Below are 22,723 nucleotides of genomic sequence, written 5' to 3' on the forward strand. Positions count from 1 at the left end.
ATATCAGCCTCTAACTCCTGCATTGTTAATCCAGAGGCCACCCCAGCTCAATAAATACAAATTCTTCAATATTATTTAGAATAATTACTAATTATATAATTATAATATATTATTATTGATTTTTTTTCAAAAATTATCCGAAATAATTTCTATATTAGCAAACTCTTTATAATAATCATAATTTTTAAATAGAATGCAGCAAGAAGGACTTTACAACCCGGAATTTGAACATGATGCGTGTGGTGTAGGTTTTGTGGCCCATATCAAGGGACAAAAATCACATGCGCAGGTGAAGGATGCATTGACGATGTTGGAAAACATGGAACACCGTGGTGCATGTGGATGCGATCCCGAAAGTGGGGATGGTGCTGGAATCATGATACAACTGCCCCATGAATTTCTATGGGAAGAATGTATCAGCCTGGGCATACAATTGCAAGAGCCAGGCTACTATGGCGTAGGGATGGTCTTCTTGCCTAAGGAATCCGAATTGAACAAGATATGTAGGGAGGTCATTCAAGAAGCTGCCCAAGAACGGAAGATGGAATTTCTTGGATTCCGTACCGTACCTGTCAATCGCGAAGGCATAGGTCCTACGGCTCTAGGTGCCGAGCCCGAAATCGTACAGTTTTTCGTGTCACGCCCGGACGGTGTGGCCAATACAGAAGAATTTGAACGTAAGCTATATGTACTGAGAAGACTCATCATCCAAAAAATCAAGTCTCATCAAGAGTATCCACTGCCTCTTTATATTGCTTCGCTTTCTTGCAAAACTATTATTTATAAAGGACAGCTAACGACCTATCAGGTAGGAACCTATTTCCTGGATCTCCGTGATCCACGCGTAGTATCCGCTTTTGGATTGGTACACTCCCGTTTTTCCACAAATACTTTTCCTTCGTGGTCATTGGCACAACCTTTCCGCATGATCGCGCACAATGGTGAGATCAATACCTTGACAGGAAACCTTAACTGGTTCTATGCCGGAGTACGTTCTCTTTCTTCACCTTACTTTACAGACGAAGAAATGGAAATCCTGCTTCCGGTAGTCGACAGGGGTCAATCCGATTCAGCTTGTCTGGACAATGTCGTCGAACTACTCCTGCACAGTGGCCGAAGCCTGCCCCACGTCATGCTTATGCTTGTACCCGAAGCCTGGGATGGCAATACACAGATGGATCCGCTGAAAAAAGCATTCTACGAATACCATGCTACCTTAATGGAGCCCTGGGACGGTCCGGCAGCGCTCTGTTTTACGGACGGAAAAATTATCGGAGCCACATTGGACCGCAATGGTTTGAGACCACTTCGCTTTGCCGTTACATCCGATGATCGCGTCGTAGTCGCTTCCGAAGCAGGAGCGCTACCGATCGATGAGGCTACGATTATCAAAAAGGGTCGTCAACAACCCGGCAAGATATTCGTCGTCGACATGGAAGCCGGCAAAATCCGCTCGGACGAAGAGGTCAAAGGCGAACTCGTACGCCAGCAACCCTATGGCGAATGGATCAACAACTACAAGATCAAGTTGGAAGAGTTAGCAAAACCCAGAGTTACATTCACATACCTTTCCAAAGATTCTGTATTTAAATATCAACAGGCTTTTGGATATTCCAGAGAGGATCTAGAAACTATACTGACCCCCATGGCGCTCACTGGATACGAACCTGTAGGGTCTATGGGTACCGATGTGCCATTGGCCGTACTATCAGATCAGCCACAACACCTTTCCAGTTATTTCAAACAGTTTTTCGCACAGGTCACCAACCCACCTATCGATCCTATACGAGAGCGGTTAGTCATGAGTCTAGCCACTTTCATAGGCAACGCTGGTAATATATTGGTCGAAGACAAAAAATTCTGTCATTGCGTGACATTGGATCACCCCATCCTTACCTCTAGCGAGTTGGAAAAACTCCGTTCGATAGACACAGGTGTCTTTCAGGCCAAAACATTGCAGGGCTACTTCCGCGCCGACGGCAAACCGGGGTCTTTAGAGGCCGGTATCGAGAGGCTCTGCCGCTATGCCGATGATGCCGTACGAGACGGCTTCGAAGTTATCATTCTTTCCGATCGTGCTATAGATTCACAACACGCGGCTATCCCATCCCTACTTGCTGTTTCAGCGGTACACCACCACTTGATCAAGACAGGCAACCGGGGAGCTGTGGGTCTGGTAGTCGAAGCCGGCGATGTGTGGGAAGTGCACCACTTTGCCTGCTTGTTGGCGTTCGGCGCGACGGCTATCAATCCATACATGGCCTTGGCAAGCATCCGTACCCTAAAGGAGCAAAACCTGCTTGACACCGAACTCACCTGGGACGATCTCAAGAAAAATTACGTCAAAGCTGTATGCAATGGCCTATTGAAGATATTCTCCAAGATGGGTATATCGACACTTCAATCCTACCATGGTGCACAGATTTTTGAAGTACTGGGTATTGATAAATCCGTAGTCGACAAATATTTCTGCGGTGCAGTATCACGTATTGGAGGTCTTACTTTGGACGATATTGCCAAAGAAACTTTGGCCAAACATTGGAGAAGTTTTGAAAACAGCCGCGCAGAAAAAAACTTACTCCCTGAAGGAGGTATCTACCAATGGAAAAGGCGTGGAGAAGGTCACCTGTGGAACCCCCAAACGGTACACCTGCTACAGCAAGCCTGTCGAACAGGAGATTTTGAAACCTTCAAAAAATATTCGGCACTGATCAATAACCAAAAAGAACACATGTACACTTTACGGGGCTTGTTGGACTTTGCCAAGCATCGCACACCAATCCCTATTGATGAAGTCGAACCGGCAAGTGAAATCATGAAACGTTTTGCGACGGGCGCGATGTCCTTCGGATCCATTTCTCATGAGGCACATAGCACCTTAGCCATTGCGATGAATCGTATAGGTGGAAAATCCAATACGGGAGAGGGTGGTGAAGACGAAATACGGTACGAAAAATTACCTACCGGAGATTCTATGCGTTCAGCCATCAAGCAAGTGGCTTCCGGACGATTTGGCGTGACATCCAATTATCTTACCCAAGCAGATGAACTCCAGATCAAAATGGCACAAGGTGCAAAACCAGGTGAGGGTGGACAATTACCCGGTCATAAAGTCGATGAGTGGATCGCAAAAGTACGTCACTCTACTCCGGGAGTAGGGTTGATCTCGCCTCCTCCACATCACGACATTTATTCCATTGAAGATTTAGCACAACTCATCTTTGACTTGAAAAATGCCAACAGATCCGCACGTATCAACGTGAAGCTGGTCTCTAAAGCAGGCGTAGGTACGATTGCTGCCGGCGTAGCCAAAGCTCACGCCGACGTTATACTCATCGCAGGATACGATGGTGGTACTGGAGCCTCTCCGATCAGCTCGATCAAACATGCTGGCCTGCCCTGGGAACTTGGACTGGCAGAAGCGCACCAGACATTGGTACAAAACAAGCTCCGTAGCCGGGTTGTCCTTCAATCGGACGGACAGATGAAAACCGGACGGGATTTGGTCATCGCAACATTACTCGGCGCCGAAGAATGGGGTGTAGCCACAGCTGCCCTCGTAGCTGGCGGCTGTATCATGATGCGCAAATGTCACTTGAACACATGTCCGGTCGGTGTGGCTACCCAAGATCCCGAACTGCGCAAGCTCTTTTCCGGAAAACCGGAAGACATCGTTAATCTCTTCCACTTCCTGGCAGAGGAAATGCGTGAGATCATGGCACAATTGGGCTTCCGTACGATCAATGAAATGGTAGGTAGAGCACAGTTTCTAAAAAAACGAGAGGATATCGGTCATTGGAAAGCAAAAAAAATAGATTATACAGGTATTCTCCACGTGGCGAGAAATCAAGCTGGAGAAACATTATACAACACCGAAGAACAAGACCATGGTATGGGCATGATCTTGGATTGGGGATTGTTGAAGCAAGCCAAGGGTGCCTTGGAAAGCAAGACACCTGTATTCGGTACATTCAAGGTAAAAAATACCGACCGGACTATTGGTACACTCCTTTCCAATGAGATTTCCAAATTATACGGTTCGGACGGCTTGCCGGACAATACGATCAATTTCAAATTTGAAGGATCGGCCGGACAATCGTTTGGGGCCTTCAATACGAAAGGAATTTCTTTCGAGTTGGAAGGCGAAGCCAACGATTACGTCGGAAAAGGTTTGTCAGGTGCACAATTGGCCATATATCCTGCAAAGGAGAGCACATTGACGCCTCATGAAAACATCATCATCGGGAATGTGGCGTTGTATGGAGCCACCTCGGGCCACCTGTTTATCAATGGAATGGCGGGAGAACGTTTTGCCGTACGCAATTCCGGAGCGACAGCAGTGGTAGAGGGTATCGGTGACCACGGCTGTGAATACATGACCGGAGGTCGTGCCTTGATCTTGGGACAGACCGGCCGAAACTTTGCCGCGGGGATGAGCGGAGGTATTGCCTGGATATACGATATCCAAGGTACATTCAAGGACAATTGCAATCAAGAAATGGTAGATCTGGATCCATTGGATACCGAAGACGAAACAACGATTATCGCCCTTTTAAAACGTCATATACATCTGACAAATAGCGAAAGAGCGTCCTACATCTTGAACAATTGGGCCACTGAAAAGAACAGGTTCATCAAAGTATTCCCTCGCGAATACAAAAAAGTATTACAGGAAAAAATGGTTGTAGCTTAAAATAAGAGGAACATATATCATGGGAAAAGCAACTGGATTTTTAGAATTTGATAGATCACTTCCTCAGAAAGATTCTGTGGAAAACAGAAAGCAAAATTATCAGGAATTTGTACACGCCTATTCGGACGAGCAACTGAACCATCAAGCCGCCCGATGTATGAACTGCGGCATACCGTTTTGTCATTCAGGCTGTCCACTGGGCAATGTCATTCCCGAATTTAACGACGCTGTCTACGATGGTAAATGGGAAGAAGCCTACAATATTTTGGTTTCGACAAACAACTTCCCCGAATTTACGGGACGCATATGTCCAGCTCCATGCGAATCGGCCTGTGTGTTGGGCATTAACAAAAATCCCGTAGCCATTGAGGAGATCGAGAAGCATATTATTGAGATCGCTTATAAGAAAGGGTACGTCAAACCGGTAAAAAATTACATCAAGACCGGCAAAAAGATAGCCGTGGTGGGATCTGGCCCTGCTGGATTGGCCGCCGCAGCTCAACTGAACAAAGCAGGCCATGATGTAGTCGTCTACGAAAGGGATGACAAGATCGGCGGGCTACTGCGTTACGGCATTCCGGATTTCAAACTGGACAAATCTGTCATCGACCGTCGTGTCGAAATCATGAAAGAATCCGGCATTGAATTTCGCACAAACGCGGAGGTGGGCAACAATGTACCTGTATCCGAATTGGATCAATACGATGCTGTCGTCCTGTCGGGAGGGTCCACCATTCCCCGTAACCTCAACATCCCCGGTCGTGAGCTCAAAGGTGTCCATTTCGCGATGGAATTCCTAAAGCAGCAAAACAAGCGGGTAGGCAGCTCTCCTATCGAAGTCGAAGAAATCCATGCCGGAGGCAAAAACGTGCTCGTCATCGGTGGTGGTGATACGGGATCAGACTGTGTAGGAACATCCAACCGTCACGGTGCAAAATCAGTCACCCAGTTTGAGCTCATGCCTCAACCACCACAATCCCGTACCGACGCCATGCCCTGGCCTACATATCCGATGTTATTAAAGACGACGACTTCGCATGAAGAAGGTTGTCAGCGACATTGGAGCATCAGCACCAAGGAATTTCTCGGTGACGAAAACGGAAATCTACGCGCGGCAGTCATCGTTGATCTGGAGTGGGAAAGAGATACCTTGGGCAGACCGACAAAATTCAAGGAAGTAGAAGGTTCTCAACGGGAGCTCCCTTGCGAGCTGGTCACATTGGCCATGGGATTCCTGCATCCGCAGCATGAAGGATTGCTACAGCAGCTTGGCATCGAACTGGACGAAAGAGGCAATGTAAAAGCCAAAGAAGGCGAATACAGCACTTCCAAAATAAAATACTTTGCTGCCGGAGATATGCGCAGAGGACAATCTTTGGTCGTATGGGCTATTTCCGAAGGACGTGAGTGTGCGCGCAAGGTAGACGAATATCTGATGGGATCTACGGAGCTGGAAAGCAAAGAAGCCGTATATTCGTATGCGTAAAATTAAATAGAGGCATCCGCCGTTTGGTGAATTAATATTGCCCTTATATAGGATATAATCTTTGTAGAGACGCAATGCATTGCGTCTCTACTATTTTTCTTACTGTCGCTTGATCAAGACCCACCCTTTAAACACACGCACATCATTACCTTTGAAGCCACGGATAATATAATAATAAGTTCCCTGATTAAGACCATTCCCGCTCCACTCGTCCTTGTAATCGGTATTCCTGTACACTTCGTTGCCCCAACGGTTGACGATAACAATATCGATACGGTCATAAGCTTCTGCTCCTACAATGACAAACTTGTCATTTTTCCCGTCACCATTTGGCGTAATCACATTCGGAATCATCAACTCACGCGGCATGACCGTGATTCGCACACGTGCCTTTGAAGTCAACCCGTTTTCATCTGTGATCTCGTATTCCAATTCATCTTCCCCTACGAATTTAGGATAAGGCTTGTAGACGATGCTGCCATTCTCGACCGTATACGTACCATTAACCGGTGGAAGGGTAACCCTTACGCTATTTACTACGATACTTGCCGAGCCTTTGCTATCATTGTGCAGGACATGGATCATAACTTTATCCCCAAACTCCACTTTCGCTTCATCATCCACTGCTGTCGGTGGCATAAAGGCAAGCTTGGTAAACCAGGTACCCGACAATGTAAAAGAAGAACGTGTTTCTATATCCTTACGCGTATGGATACCTTGTCCTTCCAACAGGGTAACATCTCCAACCCAATTGCCTCCATCGGCATTTTGTACAATTTGCGCATCCGCATCGACATACATCATGCCATTGCTGGACATATTGTGGATCAGCGTATAGGTCATCGTCATCGCCCGGTCGGCATAGATATTCCACACCCGGTCCATACCAATGGTTTCGTCGGCAAACGGTATACCCGAAGCCAGGTAATCGGTTACAGATACGTAGATTTTGCTGTTAGCCTGCGATGGGGTAAGCAATGCAGGGGTATAGTCTCCCTCCTCTTTGCCCACCGGGAACAACCATGTGGACAATCCGACAAAGTCCTTAATCAAATGCCCCTTGACCGAATTACCTGTCACGACCATACGACGGGAGCTATGATGCAGGATATCGGCCTGCTCCCCCATCTCCAGGTCAAATCCGTTGAGGAAGATATTGGCTCCATCCACACGCAGATCAATAGGTTTGGCAAGGCGCAGGGCTCCGGCTTTTGCTAAAGGTGGGAAATGTTTACTGTCCATATCATTGGGATATGAAATATCGCTCAATCGCAGTCCTTTCGGATTTGTCAGGACGATGTTGACGTCAATCGCATGCAGACAATTGTTGGCGTCTATATCAGTCGCCACATCCGCCCAACTATCATAAAATGGATTGTCACCCGGACTATGGATATACAACGTGCCCGAACCTGAGATTTTTGCTGTGGATGCAATATAGATCTGTCGGCTGTAGACATGCACTTCACCTTCAATGTACCAGTCAGCATTCGGTCCCAGATAGAGGCTTTCCGAAAACACCAGTTTGTAATTGTCTGCCGATACGACTTCCAGTCCATTGCCCGACTCAAAGCTGCCCGCACCCTCTTGGGCTTTGGTAGCGAAAGTCCAACAATACATAAGGCCGATGATCAACAATACACTTTTCATGGCACATCAGGGTCTTTTGGCCTTGCTCGGCAGCATAGGGTTGGAGATAACTTTGCGGGGTGTTTCGACACAATTTTGTATAGTTATCGTAATACCTGTCCTGCCACTGGGATAAACAATAGGATCTCCTGTTCGAGAATTTGAAATACGGTATTCTGCTTCGACAATACCACTGGTAAATGCCGGATCGGGAGTAAAAACAACTAGTTTTGTCGATTCATTATAGGCAAATACCCCTTTGCCCGAAATAACCAGATTTGTACTATTATTTGTGTTGTTGCTTGCATTGTTTTTATCAAATAAGCGAACAGTATTGTACAGAACAGTATAGCTTGGATCATAAGGAGTCACATTCGGCTCATCCAATGAAAATGTCTGCGTAGATGGATCACATAGGGTCACGCTAAACGGTGTGGTGTTGGGTGGATCTCCGGCCACAGTTGGCGGAGCCGTACAGTCATAGGAAGTAGAATCCAATGGTGTCATTGAGGCAGGACGGACAACATTGGAGACTGTTCCTCCCGGAGCATCAAAGATATTGGTTCCTGTTTGGGATGCATCGTAAAAAAGAATTGGATCAGCAGTACTATTACCAATAATAGATCCACTACTATTCGCATTGGTATAACCTGTAAAATAAAAACGGCCTGATCCGCTTATATGTCCAGAGTTCACAAAATCTATTCCTCGAAGAAATCCTATATTAGAATTTATTAAATAAGAAGTACTTCCTGCTATTTTAAAACCCTCAGAAACGTTTCCTGTCGCATGAATAAGCCCGCTATTGTTGGCTGTTCCGTTTCCTACAAAAAAACTTCTGGCCACGATCGTACAGCTGTTCACCAATAGCGATCCTGCTGCATTTTGTTCAAACTGACCAGACACAGTTATGGTACCATTATTGAATACCTGATTGATCGCCTGATTCATTTTAAAATTACCGGTAGTACTATGAGTAACCGATAATGTACCGTTATTGGTCAGCATCGGACCGTTATACTGAATTTCAGCTACATCTATAAACTCTAATAAATCATCATTGGTCAGATAAGTTGTTGAAGATATATTACTTGCCGCATTATAGACCTTCATCTTCCCATAGTTGTTAAGCGTAGAAGACAAAGAACTGATACGTTCAAATTCCCAATATCCCGAATTATCCAGATCACCGGTAAAGTTTACATTCGAACCATTTAAATAGACCTCTCCCCCCAAACGGTTATCCCAATATCCACTATATACATTCACGCCACCAGTTACTCTAAATTCAGCTTCATTATAGTTGGTAACGGTCGTGCCATAAAAAGAGATGTTATTAATAGTCATCTGACCATAGTTGGCGATTGAACTACCATTCTTTGTTATTAAACCGCCGGTTACATTAAGAGTACCGGTGTTGTGAATACTCCCTTCAAAATCTTGTAAATAAGCAGAGGTAAAAGTTCCAATGTTTTCTATATGCACAGTATGGTCATTTCCACTGCTTAGCGGATATGCCGTAACTGTTCCACGGTTGATAATCGTACCGGAATGAAGTCCGGTTGTATAACTGGCCGTAAAAGTAGCTCCCTGTGCTATACAGATAGTACCGCCATTGAGCGTTACCCCTCCTGACCAGCTTCCAGAATGTAAACAATAAATTTCACCGGGACCGACAGTAATCGCACCACCGGAAACAGTGTGTGTACATCCTGCACAGACATTACTTGGCGTCACAGACGTAGTATTATTCGCTGATACCGGATCACTACCATAATGGGAAACTGTAGCCGTATTCGTATGAGGGCCTGCGGCCTGCATCTGCGCCGTGATTTGTAAGGTAGCCGAAGTACTGTTCGCTAAATTTCCAATTGTCCATATTCCTGTACCCGAATTGTATGAACCCACTGAGGCAGTATTACTTACATAAGTAAAGCCTGGTGGCAACTGATCCACGACCGATGTTCCCGAAGCTGTATTTGGCCCAAGATTGTTTACGCCAATAGTAAATACAACATTGTTGCCCGGCGAGGGTGTCAGGTTACTTATTGTTTTGGTGATCCCTAAATCTGTCGGGTCGCCTGTAACAGCTGGGCTGACTGTCCCTGTAATAGTAGGTCCTGTTGAGCCCCCCCAGCTATGTCTAATTCTAAGAGAATTCCAGGTATTATAAACATATAGCCTTATATAGACTGTTTCTCCAGGTAAAACAGGATTTACACTAGATAAATTTCCAGATTTAGCAACCCAACTACTACTTATAGTTCCATTAAAAGAAGAATAACCTAGCGAAAAATTTTTCGAATAACGTACCTCAAAATCAGCACTACCACCGTCCATCTGTACTTCGAAGTTAAATTGACTTAGGTCTATTTTATACCCTGCCTTAGGAGTGATTGTAAACTGAACATACCTAGATGTATTTAATGCGCCACTAGGCCAATTGCCTGTTTGGAAGTGCTGGTTCCATTGTCCATTGTTGGTTAATGTACCCCCTCCGTGATTGGTAATATTAGATGCGCTGATATTAGACACTAAAATGTGTGGATTGAAACCGTCACTGGCACCATTCCACCTCACCAAATCCGTTTGCCCCTTTACCGCTCCTCCTCCAAGCAGTACAAACAGCAAAAATAAGGCCTTATGAAACAGCGTTGTTTTCATATCGTTATGCTTATTCTTTGACAGCAAAGACAATATTCATAAACGAACCTACGGTAACGTCGGCCCCCGGCTGAATGGTATAGGTCATCACGCCACTATTATCAACGGAGACTGTGGCAAAGACGTCTTCATCATACCAAGTAATATAATAGTCTAGCTCGCCTGCAGGAAGCACAGGAAGCGTCGTTGTTTTACCAGGATTTGATTTTTTAGGTGAGCCAAATTGATCCACATATTTCTGGTAAAGATCAAGCGTACCAAAAGTCTCACCGGGTTCGACTTGGGAACTATGTGTAGGAATGATAATCGACGGCATATAGAAAAACTTAGGCAAAGCCGCTTTGAGTTGTTTCAGTACACCTGTAGCCGGATCTGCAACGACCACACGGTCGCTCGTACTACCCGTTTGCAGTCCCGTGATCGCCAAGGTGTTGTTAGCATCTGCTCCGATTGCTGTAGGAGCTGTCAATGCACCACCTAGCCGGATGTTATTGCTCCCTGTTTTAGTTAGACCGTTATCTGCTGTCACATTCAGCCCCAATGCGGCAATATCAGCGTCATTGACCAATCGGTTCCATCGCTGATCGGCAGTTGTCCAATAATAATAACCCGGCGTAAGATTATTGGGTATGTTTTCAGTCTCGTTGTACACGAGCAAGGAATTAACTTTGGGTACATTTGTAGCCAATTCGCCTTGGATCGGGCTAAAAGAGGTAAGTGAGATCAACTCCACCCTCGGAATTAGCAAACCTTTGGAAGGGGACAGCATCTCGACAACGGAGGCTTTGCTCGGTTCTTTTGTGCCATGGCCAATCTGAGCATCAGCGTTCTGATACACTAACAACAGCACAAATACAAATAAGCTATAACCTATTATCGATTTCTTCACTTTACTCCCTATTATCTCGCCAACCATCCCCCTCCCTCCCATGCCTATAGCTAAGCAAGGGAGGGATGATAAACGGTGTTTTCAAAATTCTCTTAACCCCGAGTAGGGTATTTTTTCCCTTTTGGGGATTAACGGTAGATTAATTACGTCCTACGATCATCCAGTTTGTACCATTGGACTTTAATATCCAGCCTTGGAAAGGCAATGCCCCATAAGTAAGTGGATTTGGTGCACCATCCGAAATCTGCACCTCCCCTGTGTGAGTTTCATCAGTATTGGTGATTTTCACATTGATTACCTGACCTGTAGCTGCAGGAGAAGGCAACGTAACCACGATATTTCCCGAAGATGGCAAAGTTGCATATACATTCACTTCCTGTGCATATTGATTATAACCGGACTGACTGCCTATGGCAAAAGATCCTGTTGCAGTAACCGGATAGTTCAATACACGCTCCACCGTTTGCAATACACCCGTACCATCATTGGCCACGACGATTTTATTTGCGGCGTTAGCTGCCCCTAATCCAGCAATAGCCAATGTATTTGTTACGTCTGTTACAATTTCTGTAGCTTCATTTAAAGTACCTCCCAGTATGACTTTGCCCTCATTGATTCCTGAAGCACCAACTTTCAAACCGTTGTCAGCTTGTACCAATGACGACAGATCAGCGGCTTGCAGGACACCGTTTGCATCCAGAACCATTACCTTATCATAGGAAGTCACTGTTTGCAAGCCGGTAATAGCCAATTGGCTTGTTGTACCATTGGTTGCAATATCAGTTGTACCTGCATTCAATGTTCCACCCAACCCGACTTCTACTACACCCCCATTCACTGTTGTCGTGATACCGTTGACACCTAAAATAGCGTCATTGACAAAATCCTGCGGATTGACCCATGTAGCCTCAAATACTCCAGAACCTGGGGTTGTTTCTTTAGTTACCAACACCTGTCCGGCTGTACCGCCGCTGATTTTATTCTCATCTAACTTGCCGCCTGTGGTGCTAAGATTGTTGAGCTCGATCTTGGTTTCGTCGACAGTAAGCTCGTAGTTGGTATTGTTACCCGTTGTGACAGGAGCACCAACAGTCAACCTGTCGTTTGCAGAGCTGACAGATGTTGTCTTTTCGGTCTCACTGGAAACAAACTTTACCCATTTACCTGCACCGTGGTTACCTCCCCCGGTCACTTCGTAATAATAGAAACCCGGTGTTACTTGATCAGGGCCGCTCGCCGATGTATTGGTATTATAAACCAACAGCGAATTGTGCGGGTTATTAACCGTTGTGGCATCGTTTGTCCCTGTCAATGAGATACGCGGAATCAAAAGACCTCGTTTGGTCGATACGATATCCACTGCGGCGGATCTGTCAGGAGCATTTGTTCCGAATCCTTGTTGAGCGTACACTTGTTGGCCCAACCATGCTGTACATAAGAAGACAGCGATTAATATTACATGTTTCATTTTCGTAATTGATTTGTTTCTAGTTGATATTTCTGTTTTTTTATTTTTTATGATATTCTATTTTTTAAAATTTATTGACAATCCTCCAGCTTACACCATCCGAGACCAGATCCCAACCCGAATAGGGTAAGGCCGTATAGAGACCTGAGACCACACCACTGATATTGCCCACGACATGCACATAGCCGTCTTCGTTGGTATCTTCTTTTTTGATCGTATACTTCTTTCCTTTATTAGCAGATGTTGGCGTCGGCAAAACAATCGTTATGTCCCTGGTGCTGGCATCGCCTAAGATCACGGCATCGTTCGTCTTAGCCATATAGTTCACATCCGTCTCGATGATATTGATATGATCTGCAGCAAGCCTGCTCACGATCTCATCTATGGCTTCCTGTACACTATTGGCTTGCAGACCTGATGCGCTGTTGTCGTAGTTGAGCTGGTTGGCATTCACATCGATCGTGGCCAGGGCATTGCCTTCGGCATCTTTAAAGGTGTACACACCATTGGCATGGGTCACATTAACCATGCCTGGATCAATAGTCACTTCTGCTCCCACTTCGTTTTTATACGTAAATGTACCGTTGGGATTTTTTACTAAGGTGGTCACGGTTTCATGGGCCTTGACGACCTGCTTGAAATCCACCGATACCGGCTGGCCACTTACATCCGTAAACGACAATAGATAGGTAGACGGATCATATGTAATATTACTCGCCGATCCGGCAGAAGCCAATACCCATTTGGCACCATTATTATAGTAGATCCCTGCGACGACATCGTTCCGGTTTTCGGTATTGTACACCATCATACCCGCCACATGCGCCGATAGTGGTGCCGGACTGTTGGACGCGACCAACGCCACCCGTGCATGGAGCAAGCCTTTCTGTTTGCTAGCCAGTTCAAGGATAGCATCCGCATTGGCTACAAAACTTCCCCCATCCGTCCCGTCAGACAGCTTTTGCTGAGCATGAGCTGCATGGGTACACACAAAAATTACGAAAACAATCAAGAAGGCCGACAACCTCATAAAACCACTTTTAATACACTCTATCTATGTCCCTTGACTATGGCGGTGACGTGTCTCTTGCGATGGTTTGTAAAGTTTGGTAAAAAAGCACAAGATAACTGATATCGAAACATCACCTCATAAGTAAACCGGACAAAAGTATGATTTTGTACAAAACCATATATCGGATAAGGGGTTCATTTTTTTATTTTGTAGTTAAACAACTACAAAATAAGTATATTACATGTCGCATATCATTAAGAAAGAGCAGTTTATTCGAATTTTGGCCTGTTTTTTGATAAATATTTTCTTCGCCTAAAAATTCAGTAAAATTTTCGAAGCTTCAAAAAAGAATTTCCACAAGACAAAAGAAACTTCCGCTCGAAGTTTAGGAACCTTTGGGAGTCTTCACACCTCACTCATTTCTTCCTTCGTGAAATGAATAAACACCGAAGGTGTCAGTCCTGTCACGGTTTTGAATACGGACGAGAACTTGCTATGGCTTGAAAAACCCGCTATCTCGGCCAGATAAGACAACTTATAGTCCAACAACTTTTTGTCTGACCGTATGCGATTGATGATATAATGAATACGTTGCTGATGAATATAGCTATTGAAATCCATTCCACTATGTTTCCTGACAATGTAAGAGATATAGCGCTGATTCGTGCCAAATTGATTGGCCAATTTTGTTAGCGAAATATTCTTGTCCAGGAAAAAGGCCTCAGCCTCCAATTCGGTAAGCTGCTTCAGCAATCTTTCTTCAGTTTCTCTGGAAATCATCGGATCCTTAGTATCCAACTGCTGATCGGATTCCTCTTCGCCAAACGCCACCAATGTCGCTACCATCATATTCTTATCTTTCATTTGATGGACAAGATCAATATAACGCTGTCTATCTTTGCTTCTTTGACGTATTAGATAAAGCAAAATCAGGGATAAAGTCAAGATCAAAGCAAAAAGAATGCCTCCTCCCAACAATAAATTATCTTCATATTTTCGATTTTCTTCTCCCAATTTGCTGACTATTGCATCGGCAATCGCCTTGGATGAACGCACTTTCTCATCTTTGAGCTTGACATACAATTCTTGATATTTAACAGCTTCTTCTGTACTTCCGAGCAATTTATGATAATGAGCGGATGATTCGTAAAATAATAGCTTGAGTTCTTCTCTATCCGAAGATTCTAGATAAGGTTCTGTAAGTCGGAGATAGCGAAGGGCCGAATCCGCCGATCCTTTGCCTATGGCCACTTCTGCCAACCCTCTATAAATATAAGGCCTAAGGTTATTCTCTTCTCCGTCAATCCTTGCTAAAGAGGACCGTAACAACGAATCAGCAAGGTCCAACTTGCCCAATTCCAAATAGCAGACACCGAAGAGCTGATCGTTTGTTGCTTTTATCAAAAGAGATTTGGAGTTCTCATTGTCACCATAGTGAATGTTCTCCTTCGCCTTTTCCAAATGCGCAAGCGCCTTTTCATAATTGTTCTCTTCTATGGCATGGAATACCTTTTCGTGCTCAATATTGATCTTGGTTAATGTATAATTGGGGGAATTATGCTGTCTTTCGTTGGCTTCTTCAGCCAACGAAAGGTTTTTCCTGGATTCGTTCATCAATCCTACATGACGAAAGGACGTTGCCAAAAATCCGCACACACTCGCTTGCCAACTTGAATTGGATGAGGCTTTCGCTATTTGTTGGGCTTTGATGGCTTCTTTAAATTCTGAAGGACGGTCACCCAAGCTATGGTAAATAGAGGCCAATAGCATATGGGATTTAATCCGTTGTTCATCATTTTTGGAGACTGATAATAGGGAATCTGCCAAACTCAACGCTTTCCGACCATCTGATGCAGAAACATGTACATATATTTCGTGATAACGTCTATCGAAATCATCATCCTGTGCCCTTATCTGCCCAAAAGCTGAAAAAATAAATAATAGGAGACATAAAACTAAACGGCAATTATAATAAGCAAAAGCTTTGTTCATGGTCATGGCTTGTAAAAAAAGGATATCGCATAGACAATTCCCTATTAATCCCTATGACAAAACTAGCATTATTCACCTAAGAAACAAATGTTTCATCTCGTTTCATTATGCAGTTATTTTTCTTTTGTAGAGAAACTACGACTTACATTGTGTCAAACATATTTACCAGGTAATGACCAAATCTGCCAAGATCGGCAAATGATCTAAATCATTTAGTCCCGTTCGAGGAGCAGACACATTGAATATTTTGATATTCGGAGAGGTAACGATATTATCGATATTGGTATTGGGTTCGCCTTTCCGTCCAGACTTCATTACAGCTGCTGCAGCTGTCGAAAACCATCCTAAATGACCTCCGTTGGCCATATTGAATCCTGCTTCAACAAACTTCAATTGGTTCTGATCTCCGGCATTCATATCTCCCATACAGATGAAATATTCGTATTTTCGGAGTTCATCGATAAGGGCTTGCAGCGAATTCTCATGCTTGCCTTTTTGCCAGGGAATATGGGTAGAAATGACCGTAATAACCTTGTCTCCTATCGGCAGATCTCCCAAGATGGCGTAATAATCACCGTCCCACTTGACCTGCCGAATATTCGTCAGATTGTAATTGGTCACTATGCCATTGTATATCCACTTATTGGTTTTTCCAAAATAAGCATTCTTGTAAAATGGTTTCAGTCCGACGAAGAAAATACGTACAACGTGTCCTTGCCGCCATCCACTGTCAGGTCCAACCTGGAGATAGCATCGGATCGATATTCACTCGTCGAAACTGCTAAGGTGCCGTTCATCTCTTCAGCACTTTGTTTGTCACATGATACGCCTATCCATATTATTGATAGTCCAAGAATAGATTTTAGAGCAATACTCTTCTGTTTGCGAATAATATTCACATCTTTTTTTTCCATGATTTTTAGTTTTCTACGAGTGGACCAAACTCAGTAGAAAGCGACGCCGCAAAATTATGCAATCCATCTAGCCTTGTTGTTAAATAACCTTTAACGATTTATTAAATCATCAAACAACTTGTACTGTCTATATGCATATCGTTTTCACGGTGGTTAGCCATGTCTCGGACCAAGTTACAACTTTTTATAACAAAACCAAAATTCTCATAAAAATAAACAATAAGATTATTTACTTTTATGACATGAACAGCATAATCCCACTTCTCTTAGCCATAGGCACCTACACAGTCAACACATCCAGCTCAGGAATTTATCTTGTCGAACTGGACCTAGCCAACAAGAGTTCCAAAGTTGTGAAGACTATACCGGCCAACAATCCTTCTTTCCTACACTATACAGACCATTCTTCGACACTTTACTATGTGGAAGAAGTCGGCAAGAGGGAAGGCATGATCAATGCTACACGCTTAAACCGTACAGACCTCTCTTTCGAAAAGCTCTCTGCTATGAAAACACAAGGCAATGGGCCTTGTCATGTGGAAGTCAGTCCCGACAAAGGTACACTGATCGCCTCCAACTATTCCAGTGGCAATTTTACAGCTTTTGCGCTCAGCCCCAATGGTGAAATAAACCAAGAGCTATCCAATTATCCCTTTGAGGCAAATAGCATACACCCTACAAGACAAAAACGTTCGCACATACATTCTGCTTTCTATAGCCCCAACGGCAAGAACGTCTTTATCCAGGATCTGGGTGGCGACCATATCTATCAGTTCGAGGCTAATGCGATCCATAAAAACGGACAACCTTACACTACATACACTACACCAAAAGGTGCAGGGCCACGGCATATTGCCTTTTCATCCGACAACAGATTTGTGTATGTCATCAATGAACTGAATGGGACCATTGATGTCTACGGTCTTGACAAAAAAGGATTCATTCGTCAACATCTGCAAAACATCGCTACAGATACTACGGTGGGAGACAATCTATGTGCGCACATCCGCCTATCTGCGGACAGCAAGTTTCTATACGCCAGCAATAGAGGGGACAAGAACAGCATAGCCGTATATGCCGTAGCAAAAAATGGAAAACTCACCCTACAGCAGGTGATCGCCTCCGGTGGCAAAGGGCCCCGGCATTTTGAGTTTACGAAAGACGAAAACTATATCATCGTTGCCCACCAATACACCAACAATGTCACCCTTTTGCACAGAGATCGAGATAAAGGCCTGCTTACGCCTTCGGGTATAGAAATCAGCATTCCTTCTCCCGTCTGTGTAGTGATGTTGTGATATCTTTTATGCCTACTGCTTCTCCAACCTTCTGTCTTCGGCAGATTTGTCTTCCGCTACACCTGCTTTCCAATAGGAAAAAGCGTAGAGTTCAGTATTATTCCACCGGAGTTCCTCTCTAAAATAAGTCCGTAGCTGTTTTACGCTATTGTATTCGCAAGCTACATACGCAAAATGCGAACTCTCAGTCGGAATACTTTTATTCCTGGCTTCCTGCGCCAGTGCACTCCCTTGTTCGGGATGTGCGTTGAATACCCATTCGATGGTGAATCCCGGATGTACAATTTCCGGATGAATATCCGCTTCGCCGGCTACTTCCACTAAACAATGACCTCTCGCCTCAGCCGGCAACCCTTCCAAAATACAGCTCAGCACGGGTATGGCTGTAGCATCACCTATCAGAAAATACCATTCGGCTTTCGGACAGAGGACTGTTTCTCGTATTTTCATGGCCACGCCCAGTTGATCACCCGTTTCGGCATGTATAGCCCACGAGGATGCAGGACCATTATCTCCATGATTGACAAAATCGATCACAATTTCATCCTTTGCTATATCGATTCGGCGATGAGTGTAAGTCCGGACGATGGGCTTTACATTTTCATCCGGCATGACCCATTCTCCCCGACCTTTATCAAATTCAGCAAACCTGACTTCCTTTGTTCCCGCTGGCGGAATAAAGATCTTGTTGTTTGCACCGGGTGTACATTGTACAAAGTCTTTTGCTCCCTCTCCTTGTAGACGGACACGGACATAATGGGGGGTCAAATGCTCTTTGGCCACAACCCTAAAAATATGCTTGGCTATGATCGGTTTTTCCATACCTTATTTATTTTATCATGTTTACAATATCCTCGACCATCAACTGTACAGATGTCAGTCCGCCTCCTGAGATAAACCACACATTGGGATCAAGGTAGTAAATTTGTTTATTCTTATAAGCCGCAGTCTGTCTTATCAACGGATTTTCCATCTCTGAGGTATTGGCTTTTTTGCCCACTACAGCCGCATTCCGGTCGACAATAAAGAGAAAGTCCGGATTAGATTCGGCAATCAGTTCGTTAGAGACTTTTTGACCATGTACCGATTCGTCTTGAAGGTCCATGACAGGTTTTATATGCAGTACATCGTGGACAAAACCAAAGCGTGACCCTTTGCCAAAAGCACTAAAACGACCATTATTGTAAATGAGAAATAACCCCTTACGTGGATCCTGTGCAAACTTTTCCTGGGCACTCTTTATACTTTTCTGCAAACCTTCCAATTTTTGCTTGACTTCTTCTTCTTTGCCCACAATCTGGCCCAGCAATACTGTATTCTGTATAAAAGACGGTATATAATCCTTGTTGTCTGTACCGATAAATACGGTAGGCGCAATATCACTCAACTCTGGATAGAAGCGTTCCTGACGGGTAGATATCAATATCAATTCTGGAGACAGTGCACTGATGGCTTCAAAATCGGGCTCTATGACCGAACCCACATCAGCGATCTGTTCGTTGTTTTTCAGTACATCCAGATAAGATGGCAGGTATTTTTTCGGAATACCCGTGGGGACTACGCCCAGCTCATAAAGTGTTTCCAACGCACCTATATCAAGCACCACGATCCGCGAAGGATTTTTGAGCACAGGCGTGTTCCCTAGCTTATGCGTCACTTGCAATGAATCCTTTGCTTCGCCTTGTTCCTGGGTCCCTGGGGATTGACAACCGGTCAGCCATACCATAGCGGACAAAAGTATCAGAAAGTTTTTTTTCATTTTTTATTCATTTAAGAGGGTGTCTAAAAAAGTCTGGCAATTCATATAATCGTCATTTCGAACGAAGAGAGAACCGAGTGAAACGAGCTCATCGAAGATAAATCTATGGATGAATTAGAATTAACTAATTTTCAACAAGTTGAAAAACTGCTTAACCATAGATTTCTCGTCGTACCTCCTCGAAATGACGGTATGATTGGTTTTTTAGACACCCTCTTCCCGTTTACAAATTAAAATAATTACAGATTTTTTTATCATTTCTCTCCACAATATCAAAGTCTATATCAAATATATCCCGAAGGATATCACTCTGTATGACCTTGTCCGTACAATCATTGTAACAGATCTTTCCTTCCTTGAGCGCCATGATATGATCCGAATACTGTGCGGCAAAATTGATTTCGTGAATGACCAGGACAATAGTTTTGCCCAGCTCATCGACCAGTCGGCGCAGGGTTTTCATGACATGTACCGCATGCTTCATATCCAGATTGTTCAACGGCTCATCCAACAGCACATAGTCGGTATCCTGTGCGATGACCATCGCAATAAAGGCGCGCTGTCGCTGGCCGCCACTCAACTCATCGATATACTCATCTTGCAGTTCGTGGAGATCGGAAAAAGCAATGGCTTCATCCACTTTGTGCCAATCCTGTTCGCTGAGCCTGCCCTTACTATATGGAAAACGACCAAATGAAACCAAATCACGTACGGTCAGTTTCAGATCAATGTAATTTGACTGTTTGAGGATGGATAGTTTCTTAGCCAAGTCATTGCTTTTATAGCTTTCCAAGGATTGTTCCATGAAAAACACTTTTCCTCCGTCCTGCTTCAATAGACGGCTCATGATAGCCAAAAGTGTACTCTTGCCAGCTCCATTGGGACCGATCAAAGAGGTGATACTTTGATGGGGAATACTTCCCGACAATTGTCTCAGCACATCCTTTTTACCATAAGTTTTTGCTATATTCTCAAAGATTAGCTTATCGTTTTTCTCGTTCTCCATAAAAGATACATAAAATACACACCACCGACAAAATTAATCACTATACTCACCGTCGTCGCAAAACCCAGAACATGCTCGATCAGAAATTGTCCAAAGATCAGGCATATACAGGAGATGATACTGCAATACCAAACCATATACTGATGTTTACACGTATTGAAAAGCTGATAGGTCAGATTAGCTACTAAAAGGCCTAAAAAGGTAATCGGACCCACCAAAGCTGTAGAAACGGATACCAGAAATGCGATCACCAACATAAACTTACGAATCAGACTGTTATAATCCAAGCCCAGATTGATCGCATGATCCCTTCCCAAGGCAATGACGTTTAGATATTTCAGATAGCGCAAGAGAAAGAGTATCGTCCCTCCCAATGTAATGGATGCGATTGTCAACAACTTGGTATTCATCTTCGCAAAGGATACAAACATGAAATTCTGTACGATCGAAAATTCGTTTGGATCGATCAATACGTGCATAAACTGACTCAGTGCCTGAAACAGTGTACCCATGACCATCCCCATCAATAGGAGATAAAACATGTTTCTTCGCTCCCTGCCAAATATCAGCAAATACATAAATACCGAAAAGCCCAACATCAAGAGTACGGCATAAAAGAAATTCGACTCTTGCGAGATGGTCTTGAATGCCTTATCTCCATACACAAATACGATTACCGTCTGGAATAATACAAAGATGGCTTCATACCCCATAATAGAAGGTGTCAGAATCCTATTGTTTGTAATGGTCTGAAAGATAATAGATGAAAAAGCCACACTGACACCTACCACAATCATCGTGGTCAATCGGATACTACGTCGGCTAAGGACGTACGCTATATTTCCTTTCAAATCAACTGTCATGAACAGGAGCATAGACACGAGCAACACAAGGAGAACCAAAATTACTTTATAACGATCTTTCATCTGCTCTTTTTTAAGATCAACACCAAAAACACAATTCCCCCGATCACACCAACCGTCATTCCTATAGGAATTTCATATGGATAGACAACCAAGCGGCCGAAGATGTCGCAGACCAACAGAAAAGCAGATCCGCAAAGTGCGGTAACGGGTAACGTACGTCTTAGATTATCCCCTACAAACATGCGTACGATATTCGGGATGATCAGCCCCACAAATAGAATAGCACCCACCGTTATGACAGAGGCACTGACCACGAGCGATACGGTCAAAATACCGATATTCACAATAGCGGCATAAGACAATCCCAGGTTTCGGGCAAAACTCTCCCCCATACCTGCTATCGTAAAGCGTTCCGCATAAAGATAAGCCAACACGACAGCCGGAAGTATAATAAAAACAGACTCGTATTGTCCCTGCATGACCGAAGAAAAGTCCGCCAAAAGCCACTCTTGCGTATTTTGAACTATATTATTTTTATAGGCGAAGAATGTCGACACCGCACTCAGAATACTTCCGAACATAATCCCGGCCAACGGAATAAACACCGTATTCTTCACCCGGATCTTGTGGACAAACAAGATAAAAAGTAGGCTGCAAAAGAAGGTCAGCAACAAAGCAAACAACAATCTGCCAAACAAAGAAATATCCGGCACAAGCATCAATGCAAACAATACGCCCATCTTTGCCGACTCCAATGCACCGGAAGTCGTAGGCGACACAAATCTATTCTGCGACAGTTGTTGTAGGATGACACCACTGATGCTCATTCCCGCTCCCACCAATACCAGAGCCAATGTCCGCGGTACACGACTGATGACGAATACCATAAACTTTTCCTCGTCTTCAAATAATGCACGGAAACCAATATCCTTGACTCCGGTAAATAAAGAAATCCATACCAACAGTAGAATGACTGCAAAAGTCAACAGATATATACCGAATTGGTTTCTTTTTTTTCTCAAACTAAATTTCTTTTGTTCATACGTT

At 44.1% G+C, this 22,723-nt stretch carries 16 protein-coding genes; 3 read left to right on the forward strand and 13 right to left on the reverse strand.

All coding sequences use genetic code 11. The features are described 5' to 3' along the window. Positions 1 to 193: 193 nt before the first annotated feature. Positions 194 to 4,693, forward strand: a complete 4,500-nt coding sequence (gene gltB / locus G5B00_RS13365) for a glutamate synthase large subunit (protein WP_163876253.1) — start codon at positions 194 to 196, stop codon at positions 4,691 to 4,693. A 19-nt stretch (positions 4,694 to 4,712) separates the two neighbouring features. Continuing rightward, complete coding sequence (locus G5B00_RS13370) at positions 4,713 to 6,179, forward strand: glutamate synthase subunit beta (protein ID WP_163876256.1); 1,467 nt, start codon at positions 4,713 to 4,715, stop codon at positions 6,177 to 6,179. Positions 6,180 to 6,278: 99 nt separating this feature from the next. Here the strand turns inward: G5B00_RS13370 and G5B00_RS13375 are convergent, their stop codons facing one another. The 8 genes from G5B00_RS13375 to G5B00_RS13410 all read right to left on the reverse strand — a co-directional run bounded on the left by G5B00_RS13375 (position 6,279) and on the right by G5B00_RS13410 (position 16,747). Next, positions 6,279 to 7,829 carry a gliding motility-associated C-terminal domain-containing protein gene (locus tag G5B00_RS13375; protein WP_163876259.1) on the reverse strand — a complete coding sequence of 517 codons (1,551 nt, stop codon included), beginning with the start codon at positions 7,827 to 7,829 and terminating at the stop codon, positions 6,279 to 6,281. Between the two features lie 6 nt (positions 7,830 to 7,835). After that, entirely contained in the window at positions 7,836 to 10,472 is a 2,637-nt protein-coding gene (locus G5B00_RS13380; protein WP_163876261.1) for a DUF11 domain-containing protein, read from the reverse strand. Between the two features lie 10 nt (positions 10,473 to 10,482). Continuing rightward, on the reverse strand, positions 10,483 to 11,361 hold the full coding sequence (locus G5B00_RS13385) for a hypothetical protein (RefSeq protein ID WP_163876265.1): 879 nt from the start codon (positions 11,359 to 11,361) through the stop codon (positions 10,483 to 10,485). Positions 11,362 to 11,500: 139 nt separating this feature from the next. Then, a complete protein-coding gene (locus G5B00_RS13390; protein ID WP_163876268.1) occupies positions 11,501 to 12,829 on the reverse strand; it encodes a hypothetical protein in 1,329 nt (442 codons plus the stop codon). Positions 12,830 to 12,893: 64 nt separating this feature from the next. After that, positions 12,894 to 13,859: a hypothetical protein gene (locus G5B00_RS13395; protein ID WP_163876271.1), complete on the reverse strand. Its 966-nt coding sequence runs from the start codon at positions 13,857 to 13,859 to the stop codon at positions 12,894 to 12,896. Between the two features lie 387 nt (positions 13,860 to 14,246). Next, complete coding sequence (locus G5B00_RS13400; RefSeq protein ID WP_163876274.1) at positions 14,247 to 15,833, reverse strand: AraC family transcriptional regulator; 1,587 nt, start codon at positions 15,831 to 15,833, stop codon at positions 14,247 to 14,249. Between the two features lie 162 nt (positions 15,834 to 15,995). Beyond that, complete coding sequence (locus G5B00_RS13405) at positions 15,996 to 16,454, reverse strand: endonuclease/exonuclease/phosphatase family protein (RefSeq protein ID WP_163876277.1); 459 nt, start codon at positions 16,452 to 16,454, stop codon at positions 15,996 to 15,998. A gap of 59 nt (positions 16,455 to 16,513) precedes the next feature. Next, on the reverse strand, positions 16,514 to 16,747 hold the full coding sequence (locus G5B00_RS13410; RefSeq protein ID WP_163876280.1) for a hypothetical protein: 234 nt from the start codon (positions 16,745 to 16,747) through the stop codon (positions 16,514 to 16,516). A gap of 242 nt (positions 16,748 to 16,989) precedes the next feature. Between G5B00_RS13410 and G5B00_RS13415 the strand changes: the two genes are divergently transcribed. Then, the gene (locus G5B00_RS13415) at positions 16,990 to 18,045 is read left to right on the forward strand and encodes a lactonase family protein (RefSeq protein WP_163876283.1); all 1,056 of its coding nucleotides are present in this window, start codon (positions 16,990 to 16,992) and stop codon (positions 18,043 to 18,045) included. A gap of 12 nt (positions 18,046 to 18,057) precedes the next feature. Here G5B00_RS13415 and G5B00_RS13420 read toward each other — a convergent pair whose 3' ends face one another. The 5 genes from G5B00_RS13420 to G5B00_RS13440 all read right to left on the reverse strand — a co-directional run bounded on the left by G5B00_RS13420 (position 18,058) and on the right by G5B00_RS13440 (position 22,698). Continuing rightward, complete coding sequence (locus tag G5B00_RS13420) at positions 18,058 to 18,867, reverse strand: siderophore-interacting protein (RefSeq protein ID WP_163876286.1); 810 nt, start codon at positions 18,865 to 18,867, stop codon at positions 18,058 to 18,060. 7 nt (positions 18,868 to 18,874) lie between these two features. After that, the gene (locus tag G5B00_RS13425; RefSeq protein ID WP_163876289.1) at positions 18,875 to 19,804 is read right to left on the reverse strand and encodes a siderophore ABC transporter substrate-binding protein; all 930 of its coding nucleotides are present in this window, start codon (positions 19,802 to 19,804) and stop codon (positions 18,875 to 18,877) included. Between the two features lie 223 nt (positions 19,805 to 20,027). Further along, positions 20,028 to 20,810 carry an ABC transporter ATP-binding protein gene (locus G5B00_RS13430; protein ID WP_163876292.1) on the reverse strand — a complete coding sequence of 261 codons (783 nt, stop codon included), beginning with the start codon at positions 20,808 to 20,810 and terminating at the stop codon, positions 20,028 to 20,030. Next, positions 20,783 to 21,736, reverse strand: a complete 954-nt coding sequence (locus G5B00_RS13435) for an iron chelate uptake ABC transporter family permease subunit (protein ID WP_163876294.1) — start codon at positions 21,734 to 21,736, stop codon at positions 20,783 to 20,785. The genes G5B00_RS13430 and G5B00_RS13435 overlap by 28 nt, the downstream gene beginning before the upstream one ends. Beyond that, entirely contained in the window at positions 21,733 to 22,698 is a 966-nt protein-coding gene (locus G5B00_RS13440) for an ABC transporter permease (RefSeq protein WP_240894487.1), read from the reverse strand. The genes G5B00_RS13435 and G5B00_RS13440 overlap by 4 nt, the downstream gene beginning before the upstream one ends. Between the last annotated feature and the right edge of the window lie 25 nt (positions 22,699 to 22,723).

The sequence above is a fragment of the Parapedobacter sp. SGR-10 genome (assembly GCF_011030405.1).
Taxonomy (GTDB): domain Bacteria; phylum Bacteroidota; class Bacteroidia; order Sphingobacteriales; family Sphingobacteriaceae; genus Sphingobacterium.